Below are 18,682 nucleotides of genomic sequence, written 5' to 3'. Positions count from 1 at the left end.
GGGTTCCCGGACGACGGGGCACGGCGACGGCGGCCGTCAGGGCCGACCGGCCTTCAGGACGTCGGGGTTCGCGAGGTGGGACAGCTTCTCCCCGCGCAGGAAGCGGCCGACCTCGGCGGCGGTGATGGCCGCCGCTCGGTGCGCCGTCTGCCGGGTCGCGCCCGCGAGATGGGGTGTGGTGATCACGTTCGGCACGTCGCGCAGGGCCCAGTCGGCGGGGATCGGCTCGATGTCGTACACGTCGAGGGCGAGCGCCCCGAGAGCGCCGCCGCGCAGCAGCCCCGGCAGCGGCCCGTGGTCGAGCAGTCCGCCGCGGGCGGAGTTCACCAGGACCGCGCCGTGCGGCAGCAGCCCGAGGCGGCGGGCGTCGATCAGGTGATGGGTCTCCTCCGTCAGGCGGGCATGCAGACTCACCACCTGACTACCCAGCAGAAGGGCGTCCAGGTCGACGAGTTCAACGCCCTCCGCCTCGGCCGCCGCGCGGTCGGCGTACGGGTCGGCCGCCAGCACCCGGGCCCCGAAGGCCCGCAGCACCCGTGCCACGATCCGGCCGATGGCGCCGTAGCCCACGAGCCCGACCGTGGCACCGCCCAGCTCGCCACCGCTCTCCTCGTACGCGTACAGATCGCCCCGCCAGACGCCCCGCTTGAGCTCCGCGTCGGCGGCGGTGACGCGGCGCATCGCGGCGAGCATCAGCCCCACGGCGAACTCCGCGGCGGCCTGGGCGTTGCGGCCGGGGGCGAAGCTGACCCGCACTCCGTGACGGGTGGCCGCGGCCAGGTCCACATTGACCGGCCCGCCCCGGGAGACGGCGACGAGACGCAGTGCGGACGACGCGGCGAACACCCGCCCGGTGAACGGGGCCATCTGCGTCACGCAGACCGAGGCCCCGGTCAGCGCCTCGACGAGCTCGTCCTCCGTACCGCTCGCCTCGCGGACCTCCGCGACCGGGCCGAAGGGCTCGTGGGGCCAGGGGAGGGTCAGCTCCGTGAACTCCGGGAGATCCCGGCCTGTGCGGGACAGCTCCTGGCTCACGGCCGCGCGAATCAACGAGGGGCGGACGAAGTGGTCGCCTGCGGCGAGGATGCGCATGACGTCGGATTCCTTCTGCGAGGAGAGCCGGTGGAGTTGCGGGGCGAGCAGGCCGGAGCGTGATCCGGGCCGCGACAGGCCGGTCCTGGGCTGTGGAATTTCTGTTAAATTTAACAGCGCTCACGTGAACCGGCAATGTGCTCGGCGCGTACGGCCTGTCGCCGGTCCTTCGGACGCGCCTCGACCTGGAAAGGGCCTCTCCATGACCTCTCGTCTCCTGCTGGTACGCCACGGCGAGACCGAGTGGCACGCGGAGAACCGGTATGCCGGTGTCACCGACGTCGCCCTGACGCCCAAGGGCGTGGCCCAGGCAGCCGACCTCGGATCCTGGGCCGTCCGCGGCGGCGTGGACGCGGTCGCCTGCTCCCCGCTCGGCCGCGCCCGCCTGACCGCGGCGCCCGCGGCGGCGGCACTGGGTCTGAGGGCGGACGTCCAGGAGGGGCTGCGGGAAGTGGACTTCGGGTGGGGCGAGGGCCGGACCATCGAGGAGATGGCCTCGGAGGACCCCGAAGCCGTGCGGCGGTTCCGCGAGGACGCCGACTCCGGAGCCTTCCCCGGCTCCGAGCCGGTCGCGCAGGCCGCGGCGCGGGCGACCGGCGCCCTGCGCGACCTCGCCCACCGTCACCAGGGGGGAAAGGTGCTCGTCGTCGCTCACAACACCCTGCTGCGCATCGCCCTGTGCGAACTCCTCGGACTTCCCCTCGGGCGCTACCGGCGACTCTTTCCGCGACTGGACAACGGGGCTGTCACGGAGATCGAGATCCGCGGCACGGAGACGGCGCTGCGCTCGCTCAACGTGCCCACCGTCGTGCCCCCCGCCCCGGCGCCCGACCCGGGCCCTGCGGGAGACTGATCCCCATGACCAAGAGATCCGCCGAAGAGCGGCGACGGCTCATCGCCGACCATGTCGTGGAGCAGGGCACCGCCACGGGCGCCGCCCTCGCCCAGCTCGCGGGCGTGAGCCTGATGACCGTCCACCGCGACCTCGACGACCTCGCGCGGCAAGGGGTGCTGCGCCGCTTCCGCGGCGGCGCGTCCGCCCTGCCGTCCACCGTGTTCGAGTCGAGCCTGGACTACCGGCTCGGCGTCAACACGGCGGAGAAGAACGCCGTCGCGCGCGCCGCCGCCGCGCTGGTGGAGCCGGGGATGTCGGTGATGCTCGACGACTCCACCACGGTCCTGGTCCTGGCCGGCCTGCTGGTCGACCTCGCCCCCCTGACCGTCGTCACCAACGCCCGCCGGGTGCTCGACGTCTTCACCGGGTGCGAGGGCATCCGCCTGATCGCCCTGGGCGGTGAGTACTCGCGCACTCATGACTCCTTCCTCGGGATGCCCTGCGTCGAGGCGGTGGAGGCGCTCTCCGTCGACCTGGTGGCGGTCTCCACCTCCGCCCTCGACGCCAGGACGGCCTACCACCAGGAGCAGGACGTGGTGCTGGTGAAACGGGCGATGCTCACGTCGGCGGCAACGAAGGTGATGCTCATGGACCACACCAAGCTCGCCCGGACCGCGCTGCACCGGGTGGGGCCCGTCGGCGACCTGGACCACCTCGTCGTGGACGACGGGGCGGACGCCGAACTGCTCGGCAAACTCCGCGAGCGGACCCGGGTGACGGTGGCGGCCACCGCACCATGAAGCCGTTCCTCCCGCCATGATGGAACGCTTGTCGACTTCACACGCACGTGGCCACGCGACGGACCGCCACCTGATCGGTGGACGTCAAAGGCCCGCCCCGCAGGGGAAGGACGCTTTCCGCCATGAGCAGTGCACCCCCTCGCCCCCCTCCCCAAGCCCCGGCCGTGATCGGCATCGACGTGGCGACCGCGTCCGTCCGCGTGGTGTGCGTGGACGGCCAGGGGCGCGTACTCGCGGAGGCACGGGGCGAACTGCCGCCCCCCGTACGGACCGCCGCCGGGACGAGCGAGCAGGACGCCCGGTCCTGGTGGCCCGCCGTACGGTCGGCCCTGCGCCGCACGACGGGCGCGCTGCCCCGGGGCGGGCGCGAGGTGGTCGCGGTGGCCGTGTCCGCCACGTCCGGCACCATCGTGCCCACCGGGGCCGACGCGGTTCCGCTCGGCCCGGCCCTGATGTACGACGACCGGCGGGCCGCCGCCGTCAACGCCGAGGCGCAGCGGGTGGGCAGCGCCCGGTGGGACGCGCTCGGCCTGTCCGTGGGCCCCACCGCGGCGTTGGGCCGGGCCGTCTGGTGCCTGCGGACGTACGGCTCCGCTCTGCGTCAGGTCCTGCACACACCCGACGTCGTCGGGCGCGCGCTGACGGGCCGTCCCGTTGCCACGGACTGGAGCCACGCACTCAAGTCCGGCTACGACGCCCGCGCTTCGGAGTGGGCGCACGAGGTCTTCGACGCCTTCGCCTTCCCGCTCGCGCTGCTCCCCTCCGTACACGCCCCCGCCACCGAGGCCGGAGTCGTCGGACCGGAGGCGGCCGAGGCCACGGGCCTGCCCGAAGGGTGCTCCGTACGCCTCGGGATGACGGACGGCTGCGCGGGCCAGATCGCCACGGGGGCGGTCGAGCCGGGCCGCTTCGTGGGCGTGCTCGGCACCACGTACGTCCTCAAGGGTGTCTCCGCGGACCTGGTCCGCGACGCGACCGGAGCGTTCTACAGCCATCGGCACCCCGACGGCTGGTGGCTTCCCGGCGGTGCGTCCAACACCGGAGGGGAGTGCCTGGCCGACGTCGACCCGGCCCGCCTGCCCGCGCTGGACGCCGCAGCGGCGGCCCGGGGCCCCGCCTCGTACGTGCGCTACCCGCTGCGCCGTGACGGCGAGCGGTTCCCCTTCGTCTCCGGCACGGCACGCGGATTCGAGCTGGGCCGCCCCCGCGACGAGGTGGACGCCCACCGGGCCGCACTCGAAGGAGTCGCCTTCGTCGAACGCCTGGCCCTGGACCGGGTCGAGCGACTCGGCGTGCCGGTGCTCGGCCCCCTGCACGCGGCCGGCGGGGGCAGCCGCAGCGCCGTGTGGACGGCGATCCGGGCCACCGTCCTGGACCGCCCGGTCCGGGTCGTCGAGCGTGCGGAGACGGCCTTTGGCGCCGCACTCCTCGCCGCGACCGGCACCCTCCACGAGGACCTCGCGGCGAGCGCCGCGGCGATGGTGCGCGGCGGCGCCCTCGTCGAGCCGGTACCGGCGGAACGCCCCGCCCTGGACGACGCGCACGGCCGCTTCGTCGCGGCGCTGTGCGAGCGGGGCTGGCTCCCGGCCGACTGACGCGTCGTGCCGCGCGCGTACGCGACGGCTCCCGTCGGCCGGAACGGCACCGCCCGCCCGGGCCCCTTGGGCAGCGGCGGATCCGCCGACCGTGGCCCGTGCCCGGCGGGCCGACGCAGGAGCTCGGTTCAGCCGGCCGTTCCTGTGAAGTCGGAGGCGTGGTCGCGGGCCCACCGCACGTAGGAGCGTCCCGGTCGGCCGAGGACCTCGGCGAGGGTGAGGTAGGCGTCGTCGGAGACGGGGTGCGCTTCCCGGGGTTCGTCGGTGACGCCCTCCACCCCGTCGTAGCTGGTGAAGCCGTACAGCCAGTCGGCGTTGTCGGCCGCGAACCCGCCCTGTTCGCGGTAGAAGCGGAGCGCCTCTTGGGGCGTCACCTCGTCGAGGGCGATGTCCTCTCCCACCGCCTCGGCGATGAGGGCGACCTGTTCGCGCTTGGTGAGCGTATCGGGGCCGATGATCGTGTCGATGCGTCCGCGGCGGTCGTGATCGAGCAGGTCGGCGACGACGACGTCCGCGATGTCCTGCTCGTGGATCGGATGGCCGGCCTGGTCGGGGAACGGCTCGACCGCCCGTCGGCCGGAGCGGATGGACGGGCCCCAGATGAGCAGGGCGTTGGTGGCGAACTCACCGGGCCGGACGATCGACCAGTCGAGCCCGGACGCCTGCACCGCGCGCTCGACGGGCAGGTTGTAGGTGGTGTCGTGGCCCGCGGTCACGGCGGCGGACGACACGACCACGATGTGCTCGATCCCTGCCTTCCGCGCGCGTTCGACGACCTCGGCGGCCGTGTCGGGCACCGCGATCAGCACCAGGGCCTTGGCCGCCTCGAAGGCGGGGCCGAGCGTCGACGGCTCGTGGACGTCGCCGGCCACCACCTCCACGGCGGAAGGCAGAACGCCGTGGCGGGGCCGCCGGGACAAGGCTCGCACCGGCCGACCGCTGCTCAGCAGCCCGGCGACGACGCGCCTCCCGAGCACGCCGGTCGCACCGGTCACTACGGTAAGAGGCAATGGGTCATCAAAATGAGACTTCATAGTCTCATAATGGCACTGTGCTTTATGATCTGGCAATGGAGTTGTCACCGCAGAAGCAGCGCACCCGCCGTGCCGTCCTCGACGCGGCGGCCGGTGAGTGGGCGCGGGATCCCGCCGCGAGCCTGGGGCGCATCGCCGAGGCGGCCGGTGTCGGCCGGGCGACCGTCCATCGCTACTTCCCCGACCGCGAACACCTCCGGTCGGCGCTCACCAGTGACTCCTGGGTTGCTCTCCACGCGGCGATCGTGGAGGCCGCTCCCGGCTCCGGGTCGGTGTCGGAGGTGATCGACCGGATCGTCAGCGCCATGGTCCACGTCGGTGACCGCGTGCTGTTCCTGTTCGCCTCGGCGGGGGAGGACCCCTCCCGCGCGGACGCCGCGGTGGCGGGTGCGGTCGACGAGATCCTCGTCGCGGAGATCCGGAGGGGCCAGCGGGGCGGCGAGCTCGACCCCACCGTCCCGGCCGAGTGGATCCAGCGCGTGGTGTGGAGCATCGTGTACACCGGCCTCCACGCGACCGGGGACGGGCTCGTCGCACGCCACGGCGTCGATGACCTGATCCGCTGGACCCTTCGTGGCGCCATCGGCGCGCGCTGAGGCAGGCGCCGACGCCGGGGGCCGCCCGAACGGGTCCGGGAGGCAGGGCACTTCGACGCGAGAGCGGTCTCGGGAAAACCGCTGCCGCACGCACCTTGCCATGCCGGTCGGACCCCTCTACTTTCACTCTAGAAAGCGCTTGCTGTCCTGTCGCTTCCGGCGTGGAGCCCGGGACTCAGGGGCGCTGCCGTACGCCCCCTGGTGGATCGAGCCGCTTCTGTGCGGCTGCGTGCGGGAGCGCTCCCGCATATGTCATGCACACGCCAAGAAGTGTGTGCTCTGGCATTCATCACCGACCAACCGAAGACACCTGGGAGACGAATATGGGACGACCAGTCGCACGGCGGCTGCAGGCCGCTGTGGCAGCCCTGGCCCTCGCGGCCGCGACCGGAGCGGTGCTGTCGGCGCCCGATGCGGCGGCGGCGACCGGGAGCGCCACCGGTTACGCCAGCCAGAACGGCGGGACCACCGGCGGTGCGGGCGGGCGGACCGTCCGCGCCACCACCGGGACCCAGATCCACGAGGCGCTGTGCGGGCGGGCCGACAGCGCCACCCCGATCGTGATCGAGGTCGAAGGCACCATCAACCACGGCAACACCACCAAGGTGTCCGGCGAAAGCTGCAGCACCGCCGCCGGCGTGATCGAGCTCAAGCAGATCAGCAACGTCACGATCGTCGGCGTCGGCAGCGGGGCCGTCTTCGACCAGCTGGGCATCCACCTGCGCGAGGCCGGCAACATCATCATCCAGAACGTGACCGTCCGGAACGTCAAGAAGTCCGGCTCGCCCACCTCCAACGGCGGCGACGCCATCGGCATGGAGTCCGGCGTCCGCAACGTCTGGGTCGATCACACGACCCTGGAGGCGTCGGGCGGGGAGTCGGAGGGGTACGACGGCCTCTTCGACATGAAGGCCAACACGCAGTACGTGACCCTCTCGTACAGCACCCTGCGCAACTCCGGCCGCGGCGGCCTGGTGGGGTCCAGCGAGAGCGACCGCTCCAACGGCTTCGTCACCTACCACCACAACCTGTACGAGAACATCGACTCCCGCGCGCCCCTGCTGCGCGGCGGCATCGCCCACATCTACAACAACCACTACGTGAAGCTCAACGAGTCCGGCATCAACTCCCGGGCCGGGGCCCGCGCCAAGGTGGAGAACAACTACTTCGAGGACTCCAAGGACGTCCTCGGCACCTTCTACACCGACGAGGCCGGCTACTGGCAGGTCAGCGGCAACACCCTCGACAACGTCACCTGGTCCAGCCCCGGCGGCACGACCAACCCCGCCGGGCCCGACATGAAGTCCACCACCACGGTCGACATCCCCTACACCTACCGTGCCGACACGGCTGGTTGCGTGCCGGACGTCGTGAGCCGCACGGCGGGCGCCGACAAGGGCCTGAAGGTCTCGGACGGCAACTGCACACCGCAGACGCCCACACCGGGACCGACCGACCCGACGCCGGGACCGACGGACCCGACGCCGGGACCGACGGACCCCACCCCCGGTCCGACCGACCCCACTCCGCCCACCGGGACCAACCTCAGCATCGGCGCGGGCTCCGACGGATCCAGCAAGGCCGCCGGAACGAGCTACGGCGATCTGCGCGACGGCGACCCGAACACCTACTGGTCGCCCGTCGGCCCCACCGGCTCCGCCTCGATCAAGTGGGCCTCCGCCACCTCGGTCTCCTCTGTCGTCATCCGTGAGGCGGCGGGTTCCACCGGCGCCGTCAAGGCCTGGCGACTCCTCGACGGCGACACCGGCACCGTCCTGACCTCCGGAGAAGGCGCAGGGCCCATCAGCTTCCCCCGTACCTCCCTGCGCAAGATCACCTTCGAGATCACCGGCTCGACCGGCACTCCGAAGATCGCCGAGTTCGAGACCTACGCGGGCTGACCGCGCAGTCCGCGCGCATCGTCCGCGACCCGCATCCCCCACGTATCCGGGAGGTGCGGGTTCCGGGCGTCCAGCCAGCGGGCCGGAGTGTGGGCGCGGGCCTCGGCAGCGCTGAGCTGCGGCCGGTTCGCGGGGACGGTGACGCGGGCGCCGGGTCCGGTGTTGCGGTGCTCGGCGAAGCGCTGGTCCTGCCAAGGGAAGCCCGCGGACATGGTGGCGTACGGCGTCCTCGCGTCGATCCCCGGGCCGAGCCGGCTGTCGCGGACGGTCAGCATGGGGTGCGCGGAGAGGTCCGAGGAAGGCACCCAGGGGCGGGCGAGCTTGTAGTACGCGTCGGGGGCGGTGCTCGTGATCCGGGAGCGCAGGACCAGGAAGCCGTACGGATTGGCTCCGGCGGTGCTCGGCGCGAAGACATAGCCGTACGGGGCCGAGGCCAGGTCGGTACGGTTGAGCGCGCGGAAGTGGCAGTGGTCGAAGACGGCGGTGGCGCGGCCGAAGACGATGTCGACGTCCCCCTCCGCGTAGCAGTCGCGGTAGTACTGGCGGGCGAACGCGTCGACGGCGGGGGAGTCGGCGTACAGCGTGTCCTGGTGGCCGAGGAACCGGCAACCGTAGAACGCCGACCGGTCCCCCTGGACCTTGATGGCGACGGCCTGCGTGCCGGTGTACTCGGGGTTGTCGGAGCGCAGCCAGTCGTTGGCGAAGGTCAGGTCGCGGGCGGTGAATCCGGCCGCCCGGACGGTGACGGAGGCCGAGCCGCTGGTGCCCAGGGTTCCGGAGCCGTCGGGCTTGGGTGTGCCTGCCGCGTTGTCGTACACGAGCACGGTGTCCCGGGCGTCGCCGGTCGCGCCGATCAGGGTGAGCCCTCTGTGGGCGGGGCCGATGAGCACCGTCGCGCGGTACACACCGGGGGCGATCACGAGCGTGCGCCCGGTGCCGGTCGCCGCGTCGACGGCGGACTGTACGTCGGTGTGGTCGCCGCGGCCGTACGCGTCGACGTACAGCGTGCGCCGGTCCGGGCGCCGTGCGGGTGAGCCGTAGCGGCCGAAGGGACGGGGGGCGGCGGTCCCGGCGTGGGCGGCGGTCGCGCCGAGGGCGAGGGCGGCACTCGTTCCGGTGAGCAGGGAGATGGCGGTACGTCTGCTGGGCACGGCTGGTCCGCTGGGCAGGGAAGGTTCGCTGGGCACGGCTGGTCCGCTGGGCATGATGGGGCTCCTCGGGGTGAGCGGCGAAAGGCCGGAGCGGCGCTCTCCGGGATGGTGGAAAGCATGCGGTGCCGCTCCGGCCGGTTCGGGGTGGTCGGGTCGAGGGGTGATAAGGCGACGGGGACGGTCGCGCCCGCGACGCCGAGGCCGGGGGCGGTTATGGCCGGATGACGCGGTCCGGGGGCGGTTGCCTGCGGGCGCGTGCGGTCGGGGACGAGCTCTCAGCGGCCGCTCGCGCCCGCCCTGCCCGCTCCCGCCTCGAACGCCACGAGCACCGGCACGACGAGCGGGTGGTGGACCGCCGTCCGCAGGCGGGGCGTCCAGCCGGCGCCCTCGGTGAGGTACTCGCCCGGCACGCCCGCGTTGTGCACGGCGACCAGGTCGGTCTTCCGCCCGTCGACGTAGTTGTTCCTCGCGGTGAGGGGCGACTCCGACCACTTCTTCAGGATCGACGCCCGGTCCACGTCCCGCGTGAGGGTGAACGCGTTGTGTTCGGCGACCAGTCGGGACTCCGCGCCGATGCCGAAGGTGTATCCGTAGGCGCTGCCGTTCGTCGCCGCGAAGTGGTTGTTGTACGCGTCGACCTGGCCGAACCGCACGCGCGGGGCCCGCTCCTTGACGTCCTTGAAGAGGTTGTGATGGAGCGTGACGCGGAGCTTGCCCCGGTCCGTGGCGCCGGCGCCGTCACTGTTGCCGATGAGCATGGTCTTGTCGTGGTCCTTGAGGACGTTCCACGAGACGGTGACCAGGTCGGCGCCGCGCACGATGTCGAAGAGGCCGTCGCGCTGTTGGTAGACCTGACCGAAGTAGTGGGGCTGGTCCGCGTCGGGGCGGTCGCCGTCGCTGAAGGTGTTGTGGTCGACCCAGACGTGGCGGGATCCGTACACGACGAGGTTGTCGTACTCGGAGTTCCAGGCGCCTTCGGCCCCGTCCGTGGGGTCCCACTGGGGGAAGCAGTCGTAGGTGTCCTCGAAGCCGATGTTCCGGATGATGACGTTGGAGACGTCCCGCACCTGGAGCGAGGCCCCGATGACCTTCGGGTTCTTCCCCACCCCGACCAGGGTGGTGTTGGAGGGGACCTTGATGGTGACGGCGGCCGCCTGCAGCTTCGCGGAGGCGACGCGAGCCTCCTCCAGCGGACCGGAGGGGACCGTGTCCCGGCCCCAGACCTCGGGATCGTAGGCGGCGAGGTACTTCTCCAGCGTGTAACCGCCGCTCTGATAGTGCTCGCAGCCGATCGGCGTGCCGTCGACGTCGGAGTTGCCGTGCACGGTCCCGGAAATTCTGATGATCTTCGGTGCGTCGCCCGCCTCCGCGAAGGCGGCGATGAGTTCGGCCCGGTCGGTCACCGTGTAGACGTGGTCGGGGGTGGCGTTCGCGCCACCCGTGGTGGAGCCCTCGGCGGCGGCCCAGCCGTCTCCGGCGGGCAGTACGGCGCGCTCGACCCCGGGGCCGGCGTGGCTCGGCTGTCCGGTGGCCAGGGCGGGGGTGCTGAGGGCGAGGGCCAGAGAGGTGCAGCCCAGGGTCACGGCGATGGCGCGGGTATGACGCTTGCGTGCGGGCATGGCGAATCCTTCTGTGTCGTCGGAAAGAGGAAGAAGGGAAGAAGACGAAGAGATGGAGAGGGGGAGGGGGAGGGGGAGGGTGTCAGACCTGTCCGGGCCAGGTGATCCACTCCGCCGGGACCCGGTTGTCCAGGCGACGGACGTCGCGCGGGTCGAGCACGTCCTCGCCCAGGAGCGCCCTTGCGGTGAGCCGGGCCACCTCGATGGCGCCCGCCGGTCGGAAGTGGGTGTTGTCCCGGGCGCCGTCGGGGTGGTTGGGCGAGTCGCCGGGGTCCAGCCACAGGAAACAGGCCTCGGTGCCGTCCGGACCCAGCTCCTGCCAGCGGGCGAGGGAGAGCGCCTGGACGTCGACCAGGGGGACCTTCTCCTCGGCCGCCAGGGCACGCATCGCCGCCGGATACTCGCCGAGGGTGGGCCGGGCGGTGCCGTCGGCGGTGAACCGGCGCCGCTCGACCGACGTGACCAGTACCGGCCGCGCCCTTCGTGCACGGGCGCCCTTCACGTACTGGCGCAGGTACTCCTGATAGGTGGTGTACGGGTCCGTGCCGCGGGCCGGGTCGTCGGTCTTCTGGTCGTTGTGGCCGAACTGGACGAGGACGACATCGCCCGGTCGGACACCGTCCAGGAGTGCGGTCAGGCGGCCCTCGTCGAGGAAGCTCTTCGAACTGCGGCCGTTCACCGCGTGGTTGGCGACCCGGAGCCGGCCGGAGAGAAAGAAGGGGAGCGCCATGCCCCAACCCGTCTCGGGCGCGGCGTCGGCGTGTTTCACTGCGGCCGTGGAGTCCCCGGCGATGTGGATCGTACGGGGCCGGGGCCCGCCGCCCTCACCGCCGCCCCCGCCGCCGTGGGCGAGCGCGGGGGTTGCGGTGAGGGCGAGGCCGGGGCCGAGGGGCAGGGTGAGCAGTGCGGTGGCGGTCTGTCTGCGGGTGAGTGACACGGAGCGCTGCCTCTCTTGTGTGCGCGCTTGCGCGGGAGAGGGACCGGCGGCGGAGCGCGACCCGGACCGCCGCCGGTCCCCGTCATGGGGGAGGGACGGAGGAGGAGGCCGGATCAGCCGTTGCCGATCTCCTTCCACTCCTTGTTGGCGGCGTTCAACTGCTCGGCCATGTCGTCCAGGAACGCCTTGGCCGTGATCTTGCCGAGCAGCACCTTCTGGAACTCAGGCTCGTTGTCCGCCTTGCTGATGTTGTTCCAGTCGGGCAGGTAGTAGGGCAGATCGACGACCTTCGTGGAGCCGTCGGTCAGGGTCTTCGCGGCCAGCGCGGTCGACTCGGTCTCGGTGATCCAGGGGTCCTTCGCCGCTTCGGTGTTGGCCGGGATGGCGCCCGCCGACTCGTTCCACTTGCTGTTGGACGCGTGGGAGGCCGCGAACTCGATGAACTTCCACGCCGCGGTCTTGTTCTGGCTCGACCGGAAGAGGCCGAGGCCGTCGACGGGATTGGAGACCTGTACCCGGGTGCCGCCGTCCCCGATGGGCGCGGGTATCCCCGCGAACTTGTCCTCTCCCAGAGCCTTCAGATGGTCCTGGTAGGAGCCCAGATTATGGCTCAGCATGCCGATCGTGCCGGTGTCCCACTGGGCCACCATCTTGGTGAAGTCATTGTTGACGTCGGCGGCGGGCGTGGTCTTCTTGAAGAGCCCGGCGTACTTCTCCAGAGCGGCGACGTTCTTCGGGTCGTTGAGCGTCGTCCGGTCGCCGTCCCAGAACTCGGTGATGCCGGACTGCCCGTAGACGGCGTCCAGGGCCTGCGCGATGGAGCCGGCGCCGCCGCGGATCGTGTAGCCGAACTTGTTGTCCTTCGCGTCGGTCAGTTTCTCGGCCGCCGTGTAGAAATTCGCCCAGGTGGCGGGAGCCTTCAGACCGGCCTGCTCGAACAGGTCGGTGCGGTACCAGAGCACACCGTTGTTCGCGGAGGTCGGTACGGAGTAGACGTCGTCGCCCCGGCCGGCCGCGGCGCGGACGCTCTCGACCATGGACTCGACCAGCTTGCCCTTCAGCGCGGACTTCTCCAGCCGGTCGTTGACCGGCTCCAGGGCCTCCTGGGAGACCATGTTGGCCAGGTAGGCCGTGCCGACGCCGCCGACGTCGGGCAGCCCGCCACCCGCGATCGCGGTGTCGTACTTGGACTGGACGTCGGCGATCGGGATCGGGACGTACTTGACCTTGATGTCGGGGTGCTGCTTCTCGAAGTCCTTGATGATCTCGGTCCAGACGGCGGTGCGCGGACCGCCGTTGTTGTCCCAGAAGGTGATCTCGCCCTTTCCGCTGCCCTCGGTGCCGGAGCCGCTGCCGTCGTCGCCGCACGCGATTGCCGTCAGCGCGAGCACCGCCGTGAGGGAGATCGCGGCCGTGGCACGCCCCCGCTGTGTCTTCGAGATGTTCATCGTCGGCTCTTTTCTGTCTGCTGGTGATGCGGGTGTGATGGGTCGTGACGTGTGTGCTTCTGCGGGGGGTTGGGGCGGGTGACGCGGAATGAGGTGAAGCGGGCTGTTCCGGCGGGGCCCGTCCCGGCCGGTGCGGTGGCGAAGAGCCCGAGGAGGGCCCCGACCCAGCGCCAGGGGGTGGCGGCGAAGACCTGGCCCGAGGGCCGGAACCCGTCGCCGGTGTCGGCGGAGAAGCGGCAACGGGCCCCCGCCGTGACCTCGACGCGCAGCCTGGCCCGTCCGTCGGGGGACGCGCGGGAGTCGGCCGCGTCCCGTTCGTGTGCGGCGACACCCTCGGCGAAACGGTGGACGAGCCGCGGTGTGCCGTCGGCGGCGACCGCGAGGCCGATCCAGTCGAAGGCGTCGCCCACCACGGTGAGTCCGGCCTTGGCGCCCGGTTCGCCGCTTTCCAGCGCGAGTTCCACGTCGACGGTGAACTCTTCGGCGGGCAGCCGCTGGACCAGGATGTTGGGCAGCAGCCGCAGGTCGTGCTCGTACGCGGTCCGTACGCAGGTGAGCCGCAGCCCGTCCCCGCTGTGCCAAGTGGCCCATTCGGGGCGCGGGTTGGCCGTCCACTGCCACTGGGCGCCGGGGCGGCCGTCGGGGAAGTCGTCGTCGACGGCGGGTGCCGCCATCGGCCGGGCGGGGGCGACGGGCTTGGTGTGCCGGGGCACGGGCTCGCCCCCGTCGCCGATGACGGGCCAGCCCTCGGCGTCCCAGCGCATCGGCTGGAGGTGGACGACCCGCCCGTACGCTCCCCGGGCCTGGAAATGGAGGAACCAGTCCTCGCCCACGGGGGTGTGCACCCAGCCGCCCTGATGGGGGCCGTTGACGTCGGTGCGGCCCTGGGCGAGGACGACGCGTTCCTCGTACGGGCCGAAGAAGTCGCGGGAACGGAAGGCGCCCTGCCAGCCGGTCTCCACGCCGCCGGCCGGCGCGAAGATCCAGAAATAGCCGTCGCGCCGGTAGAGCTTGGGGCCTTCGAGGGTGAACCAGCCCGGAAGCCGGTCGGCGTCCACCAACGTCGATCCCGCGTCGAGGAGTTCGCGGCCGTCGGGGCTCATCCGGTGGCCGGTGAGCCGGTTCTTGACGCCGGAGCGGGACTTGGCCCACGCGTGGACGAGATAGGCCTCGCCGGTCTCCTCGTCCCACAGCGGGCAGGCGTCGATGAACCCCTTGCCCGCCTTGAGCAGATGCGGGGCGGTCCAAGGGCCCTCGACGCGGAGTGCGTTGATCTGCTGGATTCCGTGGTCGGGGTCGCCCCAGAAGATCCAGAAGCGTCCGCCGTGGTGGCGCAGCGAGGGGGCCCAGACCCCGCGGTCATGGCGAGGAGCGGCGAACTCCGCTTCGGGTTCGAGGCGGTCCAGCGCATGCCCGACGGCGGTCCAGTTGACCAGGTCGCGGGAGTGCAGGAGTGGCAGCCCGGGGGACCGGCCGAAGCTGGAAGCGGTGAGGTAGTAGTCGTCACCGACACGGACGACGTCGGGGTCGGACCAGTCGGCGTTCAGGACCGGGTTGCGGTACGTTCCGTCACCGAGATCGGAGCTCCAGGGCCGGCTCACCGGGCCACCGCCTCGCGCGCGTACCGGGCGGCGGTCTCCCGGTCCGGCCTGCCGTCCACGACGACGGTGATGATCCGGCGCACGACCGACGCCCCGGCGGGTACGGGCAGCCGCTCGTGCGCCGCGAGGCTGGAGCCGACGCCCGGGTACTCGCATGTCCTCACGAACCACGGGTCGCGCCGGGTCTCCTCGGTCGCCCCCACGAACACGAGCGTCCAGCCGTCCCCGGCCAGGGCCAGCCAGTCGGCGGTGCGGCCGTGGACCTCGCTCTCGCCCTCGTGCGCGGCGCTGAACACGGTGGGCGGTTCGGCCTCCTTGGGGGCGCGCCAGAAGAAGCCGCCGTACCCGGCGCCCGGCCGGCCGTTGGTCGCGGGGCTGCCGATGGAGAGGTCCGCGCCCCCGGGGTTGGTGAGCACGAAGGAGAAGTCCAGCTCCCAGGTGGTGCCGGAAATCCGGGTGGCCGACAGGGTGCGGTGCTCACGCAGGAGCTCGACGCCGGCCGCTTCCCAGCCGAGCTCCTGGGTGAAGCCGTTCGGGCTGCGCTGGGGCCGGGCCAGGTGGCGCTGCACGCCGTGGTTGTCGAGTGCGGTGGGCCCCCGGCCCCGTACGAAGGTGCGCCCGCCCCAGAAGTTGTACCCGGCGACGTCGGGGACGGCGACGGAGACGCCCAGGTGGTGGAGGTGGTCGGCGGGACGCTCCTCGGTGACGGTGATCCCGCCGAGGGTGGTGACGGGGTGGAGGCGGGGTCGGCCGTCCGCCCCCGGCGCGTAGCCGTAGTGGGCGACGGTGTCGTCGCCGCAGGCAAGGGTGGCCGGGAGGTCGGGGAACGGGTCCGTGGCGTGCTGGGTCATGAGGTGGCCGCCTCGCCCACCCGGGCCCAGGGGGCGCCCAGTTCGGAGAAGAGGCCGAGGGACTCCGCCCCGGCGGCGACCAGGGAGTCGATGCCCGGCACGACCCGCCGCGCCCCGCCGTCCGGCCGGTCGTACCGGGTCTCCCAGGCGCGGTCGGGCAGCGGGGCGGGCTCGGGGGCGGTGCGCACGGCCTCGACGACGCGCATGAACGCCCCCGTGGACGCGGGCGGAACCAGCAGCGGTGTGCCCTGCTCCAGATGGTCGAGGAGGTTCTCCAGGAGATCGGTCCGCCCGTGGACGGTCTCCTCGGGGCCCCGTCCGGCGCGCTGCACCAGGACGCGGTCCTGCTTGTACCAGAAGGTGATCCGGCCCTTCTCGCCGTGCACGATGACGTACGGCTCCCCGGGCCGTTCGGCGCACAGGGTGACGGCGACGGTGACACACGGCCCCGCGGCGGTGGTGACGCGGATGCTGCTGGTGTCGTCCGCCTCGATGGCGTACGCCCGGTACAGCTCCGTCTCGATGGCGACGACCTCCTCGGACCGGCCCCGGCAGGCCAGCTCCAGCGCGGTGGCCACGGCGTGCGCCAGGGGATTGGTGAGGACGCCGTCGACCACGTCGGTGGTGCCGATCCTGCGCCGCCCGGCCCAGGGCGCCCGCCGGAAGTAGGCGTCGTCCCGGACCCACGCCCCGGCTGCCCCGAAGCCGGTGACGGTCCCGATGGCTCCGGTGGCCACCAGCTCGCGGATGGCGGGCAGGGCGTGCGACCCGAAGGACTGGAACCCCACCTGGCAGGCGATGCCCGCTCGTTCGACGCCTGCGGCCATCCTCGCGTAGTCGGCCCAGCCGGCGGCGGGCGGCTTCTCCAACAGCAGGTGGACGCCCCGGGCGGCGGCGGTGAGGGCCAGCTCGGTGTGGGTCTGGATGGGGGTGCACACGATGGCCGCCCGCGCTCCGGTGCCGTCCAGGAGCGCCCCGAAGTCGTCCGACTGCTCGGGCGACTCGTCGGGGCCGAAGCCGGCGGCCGCGAGTTCGCCGGCGGTCAGCGGCTCCAGCTCGCAGATGCCGGCCAGCCTGACCCGGCCCTGGTGCTGGAGCCGGCGCACATTGGCGAGGTGCCACCGGCCGTGGCCCCGGGCGCCGGCCAGGACGACGGGCACGGGGGTGGTCGGGACGACGGGCACGCGGGCGGCCGGGGCCGCGGTGGGGGCGGTCACTTTCCTCATCCCTTCACCGCGCCGGCGCTGAAGCCCGTGATGAGCCACTTCTGGATGAAGGCGAAGACGATCACCACGGGGACGGCCGCGATGACACCGCCCGCCGCGAGCGCGCCCAGGTCGACGCTGTCCGCGCCGATCAGCGTGTTGAGACCGACCGGGATCGTCTGCTTGTCCTGCTCGCTCAGGAACATCAGGGCGAAGAGGAAGTGGTTCCAGCTGTGCACGAACGCGAAGGAGCCGACGGCGATCAGCCCGGGGCGCAGGAGCGGCAGGACGACCGTGCGGAAGGCGGTGAAGCGCGAGCAGCCGTCGACCCAGGCGGCCTCCTCCAGGGAGACGGGGACGTTCTTGATGAAGCCGCTGATCAGGATGATCGACAGCGGGAGCTGGAACACCGTCTCCGCGATGACGACGCTCCCCAACGAGTTGATCATCTGGAGGTTCCGGAAGATCTCGAAGAGGGGTACGAGCATCAGGGCGCCCGGGATGAACTGCGAGCAGAGCAGCGCGAGCATGAACGCGCCCTTGATTCTGAAGTCGAACCGGGCCAGGGCGTAGCCGCCGGCCAGGGCGATCAGGGTCGTGGCGACGAGCGTCGCCACGCCGACGATCATGCTGTTCTGGAAGAAGACGGCGAAGCTCCGCTCGTTCCAGACCTTGGAGAAGTGCGCTCCGGTCATCGGCCAGGGCACCAGCGATGTGGAGCCGGCGGGCCGGACGGCGAAGAGCAGCATCCAGTAGAACGGGATGAGCGTGAAGAGCAGGTAGAGGCCGAGCGGTAGATAGATCTGCCAGCGCGGCACGTCGTCGAAGGCGCGCTCCCGCCCGGGGCGGCGGCGCGGGGCGGACGGCGGGGAGCCGGGAGCGGAGGACCGCCGAGCGGTTCCGTTCTTCTCGGTGAGCAGGGCGGTCACGTGCGGTCGCCTCCGAACTTGCTCAGGCGCAGATAGACGATCGAACAGAAGAGGAGGATCACGAAGGCGACGGTGGTGAGCGCGGAGGCGTACCCGAAGTCGTGCCCCTCGATGCCGGTGTTGGCCACGTAGAGCGGCAGGGTGGTGGTCTCACCCGCGGGACCTCCGCCGGTGAGGGTGTAGAGCAGGTCGACGTTGTTGAACTCCCAGACACCGCGCAGCAGCGTGGCGAGGATGATCGCGTCCCGCAGGTGGGGCAGCGTGATGTGGAAGAACTGCCGCAGCCGGCCCGCCCCGTCGACCGAAGCCGCCTCGTACAACTCCTTCGAGACGGACTGGAGGTCGGCGAGGATGAGAATCGCGAAGAAGGGGACACCGCGCCAGAGTTCGGTGACGGTGGCCGCCCAGAAGACGGTTCCGGTGTCCGAGAGCACCGACGTGCCGTACTCGCCGATCCCGGCGTCCGCGAGGTAGCGGCTGAACCCCGTCGAGGAGTTGTAGAGCAGGATCCAGATCGTGCTGGTCAGCACACCGGAGACGGCCCAGGGGGAGAAGACCATGGCCCGGGAGATGCCGCGCCCGATGAACGTCTGGTTGACGATCAGCGCGAGTGCCAGGCCAAGGAGCAGCTGAAGCGTGACCTGGGTGAAGACCCACTGGGCGCTGAACCCGAGCGTCGGCCAGAACTGGTCGTCCTCGGTGAAGACGCGCCGGAAGTTGTCGAGCCCGGCGAAGCCGTTCCGCCACGGCTTGGTGACGTTGTAGTTCTGCAGGCTGTAGTAGAAGACGCTGAGCACCGGGTAGGCGATGAAGCCCAGCATCAGGAGGCCCGCCGGTGCGATCAGCAGGTAGGGCAGGCGGCGAGGGCTCGCCCGGCGGCGCCGGGACTCTTTGGGCGGCGGTGTGGCCACGGCTGCGGTTGGGGCCATGACGCGTCTCCGATCTCTGGGAGGTGCTGGATGCGCTGGACGGTCGGGCCTGATGGCCACTGGTGGTGAAAGCGCTTGCTATGGAGAGCTGGAGCGACCCGGGGAATCGACGTGCAGAGGGGGTCCCCCCGGCTCCGCCCCTTACGGTCACAGGCCCCC

16 protein-coding genes are annotated in these 18,682 nt (G+C 71.8%); 5 read left to right on the top strand and 11 right to left on the bottom strand.

Annotation, left to right across the window (positions count from 1 at the left end):
- Positions 1-36 precede the first annotated feature (36 nt).
- Entirely contained in the window at positions 37-1,092 is a 1,056-nt protein-coding gene (locus AC3CH1_RS00250; protein ID WP_488460959.1) for a 2-hydroxyacid dehydrogenase, read from the bottom strand.
- Between the two features lie 202 nt (positions 1,093-1,294).
- Here AC3CH1_RS00250 and AC3CH1_RS00245 point away from each other — a divergent pair, with 202 nt between their 5' ends.
- The 3 genes from AC3CH1_RS00245 to AC3CH1_RS00235 all read left to right on the top strand — a co-directional run bounded on the left by AC3CH1_RS00245 (position 1,295) and on the right by AC3CH1_RS00235 (position 4,322).
- Positions 1,295-1,945, top strand: a complete 651-nt coding sequence (locus AC3CH1_RS00245; protein WP_488460958.1) for a histidine phosphatase family protein — start codon at positions 1,295-1,297, stop codon at positions 1,943-1,945.
- A 5-nt stretch (positions 1,946-1,950) separates the two neighbouring features.
- The gene (locus AC3CH1_RS00240) at positions 1,951-2,727 is read left to right on the top strand and encodes a DeoR/GlpR family DNA-binding transcription regulator (RefSeq protein WP_488460957.1); all 777 of its coding nucleotides are present in this window, start codon (positions 1,951-1,953) and stop codon (positions 2,725-2,727) included.
- A gap of 122 nt (positions 2,728-2,849) precedes the next feature.
- On the top strand, positions 2,850-4,322 hold the full coding sequence (locus tag AC3CH1_RS00235; protein WP_488460956.1) for an FGGY-family carbohydrate kinase: 1,473 nt from the start codon (positions 2,850-2,852) through the stop codon (positions 4,320-4,322).
- Positions 4,323-4,450: 128 nt separating this feature from the next.
- Here the strand turns inward: AC3CH1_RS00235 and AC3CH1_RS00230 are convergent, their stop codons facing one another.
- Positions 4,451-5,356: an SDR family oxidoreductase gene (locus tag AC3CH1_RS00230; RefSeq protein WP_488460955.1), complete on the bottom strand. Its 906-nt coding sequence runs from the start codon at positions 5,354-5,356 to the stop codon at positions 4,451-4,453.
- Between the two features lie 35 nt (positions 5,357-5,391).
- On the opposite strand from AC3CH1_RS00230, the gene AC3CH1_RS00225 reads away from it, so the two are divergent.
- Both AC3CH1_RS00225 and AC3CH1_RS00220 read left to right on the top strand, forming a co-directional pair.
- The gene (locus AC3CH1_RS00225; RefSeq protein WP_488460954.1) at positions 5,392-5,952 is read left to right on the top strand and encodes a TetR/AcrR family transcriptional regulator; all 561 of its coding nucleotides are present in this window, start codon (positions 5,392-5,394) and stop codon (positions 5,950-5,952) included.
- A gap of 323 nt (positions 5,953-6,275) precedes the next feature.
- Complete coding sequence (locus tag AC3CH1_RS00220; protein WP_488460953.1) at positions 6,276-7,853, top strand: pectate lyase family protein; 1,578 nt, start codon at positions 6,276-6,278, stop codon at positions 7,851-7,853.
- On the opposite strand, the gene AC3CH1_RS00215 is transcribed toward AC3CH1_RS00220, so the two are convergent.
- From AC3CH1_RS00215 to AC3CH1_RS00175, 9 genes are all read right to left on the bottom strand, one after another.
- Complete coding sequence (locus tag AC3CH1_RS00215; protein WP_488462107.1) at positions 7,841-9,004, bottom strand: pectinesterase family protein; 1,164 nt, start codon at positions 9,002-9,004, stop codon at positions 7,841-7,843. The genes AC3CH1_RS00220 and AC3CH1_RS00215 overlap by 13 nt on opposite strands.
- A gap of 275 nt (positions 9,005-9,279) precedes the next feature.
- Positions 9,280-10,623 carry a pectate lyase family protein gene (locus AC3CH1_RS00210; protein ID WP_488460952.1) on the bottom strand — a complete coding sequence of 448 codons (1,344 nt, stop codon included), beginning with the start codon at positions 10,621-10,623 and terminating at the stop codon, positions 9,280-9,282.
- 82 nt (positions 10,624-10,705) lie between these two features.
- Positions 10,706-11,560: a rhamnogalacturonan acetylesterase gene (locus AC3CH1_RS00205; protein ID WP_488460951.1), complete on the bottom strand. Its 855-nt coding sequence runs from the start codon at positions 11,558-11,560 to the stop codon at positions 10,706-10,708.
- 113 nt (positions 11,561-11,673) lie between these two features.
- Positions 11,674-13,008 carry an ABC transporter substrate-binding protein gene (locus tag AC3CH1_RS00200; RefSeq protein ID WP_488460950.1) on the bottom strand — a complete coding sequence of 445 codons (1,335 nt, stop codon included), beginning with the start codon at positions 13,006-13,008 and terminating at the stop codon, positions 11,674-11,676.
- Entirely contained in the window at positions 13,005-14,609 is a 1,605-nt protein-coding gene (locus tag AC3CH1_RS00195; protein WP_488460949.1) for a glycoside hydrolase family 43 protein, read from the bottom strand. The genes AC3CH1_RS00200 and AC3CH1_RS00195 overlap by 4 nt, the downstream gene beginning before the upstream one ends.
- The gene (locus AC3CH1_RS00190; protein ID WP_488460948.1) at positions 14,606-15,460 is read right to left on the bottom strand and encodes a DUF6807 domain-containing protein; all 855 of its coding nucleotides are present in this window, start codon (positions 15,458-15,460) and stop codon (positions 14,606-14,608) included. The genes AC3CH1_RS00195 and AC3CH1_RS00190 overlap by 4 nt, the downstream gene beginning before the upstream one ends.
- Positions 15,457-16,686 carry a Gfo/Idh/MocA family protein gene (locus AC3CH1_RS00185; protein ID WP_488460947.1) on the bottom strand — a complete coding sequence of 410 codons (1,230 nt, stop codon included), beginning with the start codon at positions 16,684-16,686 and terminating at the stop codon, positions 15,457-15,459. Before AC3CH1_RS00185 ends, AC3CH1_RS00190 begins: the two co-directional genes overlap by 4 nt.
- Positions 16,683-17,594: a carbohydrate ABC transporter permease gene (locus tag AC3CH1_RS00180; RefSeq protein ID WP_488460946.1), complete on the bottom strand. Its 912-nt coding sequence runs from the start codon at positions 17,592-17,594 to the stop codon at positions 16,683-16,685. The genes AC3CH1_RS00185 and AC3CH1_RS00180 overlap by 4 nt, the downstream gene beginning before the upstream one ends.
- Positions 17,591-18,523 carry a carbohydrate ABC transporter permease gene (locus AC3CH1_RS00175; protein ID WP_215103325.1) on the bottom strand — a complete coding sequence of 311 codons (933 nt, stop codon included), beginning with the start codon at positions 18,521-18,523 and terminating at the stop codon, positions 17,591-17,593. The genes AC3CH1_RS00180 and AC3CH1_RS00175 overlap by 4 nt, the downstream gene beginning before the upstream one ends.
- Positions 18,524-18,682: the final 159 nt, after the last annotated feature.

The sequence above is a fragment of the Streptomyces sp. MGP-P1 genome (assembly GCF_057766565.1).
This window is presented reverse-complemented; position numbering and strand designations above follow the sequence as displayed.

Bases quoted from the DNA above. Each gene is read 5' to 3' on its own strand.
- AC3CH1_RS00250 (WP_488460959.1), bottom strand. From the start codon at position 1,092: ATGCGCATCCTCGCCGCAGGCGACCACTTCGTCCGCCCCTCGTTGATT.
- AC3CH1_RS00245 (WP_488460958.1), top strand. From the start codon at position 1,295: ATGACCTCTCGTCTCCTGCTGGTACGCCACGGCGAGACCGAGTGGCAC.
- AC3CH1_RS00240 (WP_488460957.1), top strand. From the start codon at position 1,951: ATGACCAAGAGATCCGCCGAAGAGCGGCGACGGCTCATCGCCGACCAT.
- AC3CH1_RS00235 (WP_488460956.1), top strand. From the start codon at position 2,850: ATGAGCAGTGCACCCCCTCGCCCCCCTCCCCAAGCCCCGGCCGTGATC.
- AC3CH1_RS00230 (WP_488460955.1), bottom strand. From the start codon at position 5,356: ATGAAGTCTCATTTTGATGACCCATTGCCTCTTACCGTAGTGACCGGT.
- AC3CH1_RS00225 (WP_488460954.1), top strand. From the start codon at position 5,392: ATGGAGTTGTCACCGCAGAAGCAGCGCACCCGCCGTGCCGTCCTCGAC.
- AC3CH1_RS00220 (WP_488460953.1), top strand. From the start codon at position 6,276: ATGGGACGACCAGTCGCACGGCGGCTGCAGGCCGCTGTGGCAGCCCTG.
- AC3CH1_RS00210 (WP_488460952.1), bottom strand. From the start codon at position 10,623: ATGCCCGCACGCAAGCGTCATACCCGCGCCATCGCCGTGACCCTGGGC.
- AC3CH1_RS00200 (WP_488460950.1), bottom strand. From the start codon at position 13,008: ATGAACATCTCGAAGACACAGCGGGGGCGTGCCACGGCCGCGATCTCC.
- AC3CH1_RS00190 (WP_488460948.1), bottom strand. From the start codon at position 15,460: ATGACCCAGCACGCCACGGACCCGTTCCCCGACCTCCCGGCCACCCTT.
- AC3CH1_RS00185 (WP_488460947.1), bottom strand. From the start codon at position 16,686: ATGAGGAAAGTGACCGCCCCCACCGCGGCCCCGGCCGCCCGCGTGCCC.
- AC3CH1_RS00175 (WP_215103325.1), bottom strand. From the start codon at position 18,523: ATGGCCCCAACCGCAGCCGTGGCCACACCGCCGCCCAAAGAGTCCCGG.